This is a genomic window from uncultured Pseudacidovorax sp., from assembly GCF_913773995.1.
In the GTDB taxonomy this organism is placed as follows: domain Bacteria; phylum Pseudomonadota; class Gammaproteobacteria; order Burkholderiales; family Burkholderiaceae_C; genus Xenophilus.
The window spans coordinates 1-3,696 of sequence record NZ_CAJYES010000099.1 but is presented as its reverse complement, the minus strand read 5'-3'; the positions used below and the strand labels follow the sequence as shown (position 1 = coordinate 3,696).

Genomic DNA, 3,696 nt, shown 5'->3' with positions numbered 1-3,696 from the left:
ACGACGCTCTTCCGATCTGGCGCCGGGCTGTCGGTGTGCTGGAACACCACCTGCACCCGCGAGCGCAGCGGCCGCAGTCGCGATTCGGACAGGGACTGCACCTCGCGGTCGCCCCAGGTGATCGTGCCCTCGCTCGGGTCGATCAGCCGGATCATGCAGCGCGCGAAGGTGGACTTGCCCGAACCCGATTCGCCCACCACCCCCACCGTCTCGCCGCGGTGCACGGCCACGCTGGCGTCCTGCAGCGCGGTGTTGGGCTTGGCGCGGCCCAGCCAGTCCCGGCGCACGTAGGTCTTGCCGACCGCGCGGCCGGCCAGCAGCGCCGGGCCGCCGGGCAACGCGCGCGGTGGCGGCGGCACCATGCCGGGCACGGCGGCCAGCAGCATGCGGGTGTAGTCCTCGCGCGGCGTGCGCAGCACCTGCTCGCGCGGGCCCTGCTCCACCACCGTGCCGCGGTGCATCACCATCACCTCGTCGGCGATCTCGGCCACCACGCCCATGTCGTGCGTGATGAATAGAACCGCACTGCCCTGCTCCTGCTGCAGCTCGGCGATGAGCTTGAGGATCTCGGCCTGCGTGGTCACGTCCAGCGCTGTGGTCGGCTCGTCGCAGATCAGGAGGCGCGGCTTGAGGATGATTGCCATCGCGATGACGATGCGCTGGCGCTGGCCGCCCGACAGCTGGTGCGGGTAGCTCGAGAAGATGCGCTGCGGATCGGGCAGGCGCACGCGCTCGAACACCTGCAGGATGCGCGCCTTGCGCTCGGCAGGCGTCAGTGCCGTGTGGTTGCGCAGCAGCTCGTCGACCTGCTCGCCGCAGCTGAGCACCGGGTTGAGCGCGGTCATCGGCTCCTGGAAGACCATGCCCATCACCTGGCCGCGCAGGGCGCGCAGCCGCTTCTCGGGCAGGTACTTGCTGTTACTCAGCAGCGCCTCGCCGGCCAGGACGATGTCGCCGCCCGTGATGGTCAGGCCCTTGGCCAGCAGCGCCATCACGGTGGTGGCCAGCACCGACTTGCCGGAGCCGGACTCGCCCACGATGCACAGCGTGCGGCCGGCCTCGATGCGCACGTCCAGCCGCTCGATGGCATGGGGCCGGTCGGCGTCTGTGGGCAGCGCGACCTGCAGGCCGCTCACCTCCAACACCGGGGCGGACGAGGCAGGGAGCGCTTCGCCGGCGGCGATTCGGGTGGGAAGGGGTTTCATCGTCACACCTCGCTCAGCTGCGCTTGGAGAACTTGGGATCGAGCACATCGCGCAGCCCGTCGCCGAGCAGGTTGATGGCCAGCACGGTGGGCACCAGGAAGAGCGCGGGCCACAGCACATTGCCGGGCGCCTGCGAGAACAGCACGCGGCCCTCGGCCATGATGTTTCCCCAGGTGGGCACCTCCGCCGGCAGGCCCAGGCCCAGAAAGCTCAGGATGGCCTCGGTCAGCACGGCCGATGCCGCGATGAAGGTGCCCTGCACGATCAGCGGTGCCAGCGCGTTGGGCAGGATGTCGCGCCACAGGATCACGGCATTGGGCGTGGCCAGCGCGCGGGCCGCCTCGACGAAGGGCTCGTCGCGCAGGCCGATCACCAGGGCGCGCACCAGGCGCGTCACCCGCGGCACCTCGGGCACGGCGATGGCCAGGATCACCGTGGGCAGGCTCGCGCCGAGCATGGCCACCAGCGTGATGGCCAGCAGCACGGCAGGGATGGCCATCAGGCCGTCCATCACCCGCATCAGCACCGCATCGGCAGCGCGGAAGTAGCCCGCCACCATGCCCAGCGTGCAGCCCAGCGCGATGGCCAGGAAGGCGGTGAGCACGCCCACCAGCAGCGAGATACGGGTGCCGTAGAGCACGCGGCTCCACACGTCGCGGCCCACGCTATCGCTGCCCATCCAGAAGGTGTGCTGCACTGTCGCGCCGTCCGGCAGCGTGACCTGGCCGGCGGTGCCGGCCGGCACGGTGATGAAGGTGGCGTCCATGGCCGAGGGGTCGAAGGTGCCCAGCCAGGGCGCCATCAGGCCCAGCAGCGTGAGCACCAGCAGCACCAGCGTGCCGCCGCGCACGGCGCCGTGGCGCCAGAGTTTGTGGAAGGTGCCCATGGCTTCAGTACCGGATGCGGGGGTCGAGGAACAGGTAGCTCACGTCGACGAGCAGGTTCACGCCCACGTAGATCAGCGCGAAGAACAGCACCACGCCCTGCAGCACCGGGAAGTCGCGGTTGAGCACCGCATCCACCGTCAGCTGGCCCAGGCCGGGAATGGCGTAGACCGTCTCGGTGACCACCACGCCGCCCAGCAGCAGGGCCGCGCTCACGCCGATCACCGTCACCACCGGCACGGCGGCATTGCGCAGCGCATGGTGGCTGAGCACCGTGCGCTCGCCGATGCCCTTGGCGCGGGCGGTGCGGATGTAGTCCTCGGTCAGCGCCTCGCTTACCGCGGCGCGGGTCACGCGGGCCAGCAGCGCCACGTAGGTGACGGCCAGCGTCAGGCAGGGCAGCACCAACTGCCGGGCCCACGGGCCGACGCCTTCACCGATGCGGCGGTAGCCCTGCACCGGGAACCACTGCAGCTTCATTGCCAGCACATAGATCAGCACGTAGCCGATGACGAACACCGGCACCGAGAAGCCGGCCACCGAGAAGGCCATGACCCCCTTGTCCAGCCAGCCGCCCATGCGCCAGGCCGCCAGCGTGCCCAGCGGCAGCGCGATGGCCACGGCCAGCACCAGGGTGCCGATGGCCAGCGAAAGCGTGGGCTCGATGCGCTGGCCGATCAGGGCCACCACCGGCTTGTTCAGAAAGAACGAGAAGCCCAGGTCGCCCTGCAGCACGTTGCCCGCCCAGGTGGCGAACTGCGTCCACAGCGGCTGGGTCAGGCCCAGCTGCGCGCGGATGCGGTCCAGGTCTTCGTTGGTGGCGCTGTTGCCGCCGATGATGGCCGCCGGATCGCCGGGGGTGAGCCGCACGATCATGAAGACCGCGATGGCCACCACCAGGATCACCGGCAGCGTGGCGAGCAGGCGTTTGCCCAGAAAGCTCAGCATGGCCGACCTGCCTTACTGCTTGCGGATGTTCCAGTACACCTGGGCGCCCGCCGGAACGAGCCCGCTCACACCCTTGCGCACGGCGGCCGGCTGGTTGTACTGGCCCACGGGCACATGGGTGACGCTCTGGAAGGCCTGCAGTTGCGCGGCCTCGGCCAGCTTCTTCTTCTCGGCGTCGGAGGTCGCGGCGATGAACTGCTTCTTGATGGCTTCGAGCTTCGGGTCGTCCTGCCAGCCGAACCAGCCCTTGTCGCCGGTGGCGTTCATCATGGCCATGGTCAGCGGGTTGAGGATGTCCGAGGCCGTCCAGGAGGTCATGAAGATGCTCCAGCCGCCGGCCGATGGCGCGTCCTTCTTGGCGCGGCGGGCCACCAGGGTCTGCCAGTCCATGTTCTGCATGTCGACCTTGAAGCCGGCCTGTTCCAGCTGCTGCTTGGCCACCAGCGGCAGCTTGCCGATGGTGCCGTTGTCGGAGGGGCGCATCAGCACGATTGGCTCGCCCTTGTAGCCGGCCTCGGCCAGCAGGGCCTTGGCCTTCTGCGGGTTGGCGATGCCGGTGTACTCGCCCGTCTTGTCCGACTCGTACAGCGTGCCGCAGGGGAACATGCTCTTGCAGTAGCGCGTGAGGCCGGGCGTGCCCACCTGCGTGCGCAGGAAGG

General features: G+C 69.7%; 4 protein-coding genes. All 4 read right to left on the bottom strand.

Annotation, left to right across the window (positions count from 1 at the left end; genetic code table 11):
- A partial coding sequence (locus tag QZ772_RS08745) for an ABC transporter ATP-binding protein (protein WP_295524802.1) occupies nucleotides 1-1,205 on the bottom strand: 1,205 nt, incomplete at its 3' end.
- A gap of 13 nt (nucleotides 1,206-1,218) precedes the next feature.
- Nucleotides 1,219-2,091, bottom strand: a complete 873-nt coding sequence (locus tag QZ772_RS08740) for an ABC transporter permease (RefSeq protein WP_295524800.1) — start codon at nucleotides 2,089-2,091, stop codon at nucleotides 1,219-1,221.
- Nucleotides 2,092-2,095: 4 nt separating this feature from the next.
- Entirely contained in the window at nucleotides 2,096-3,037 is a 942-nt protein-coding gene (locus tag QZ772_RS08735) for an ABC transporter permease (protein ID WP_295524798.1), read from the bottom strand.
- Nucleotides 3,038-3,049: 12 nt separating this feature from the next.
- The coding region (locus QZ772_RS08730; RefSeq protein ID WP_295524796.1) for an ABC transporter substrate-binding protein at nucleotides 3,050-3,696 on the bottom strand (647 nt) is incomplete at its 5' end.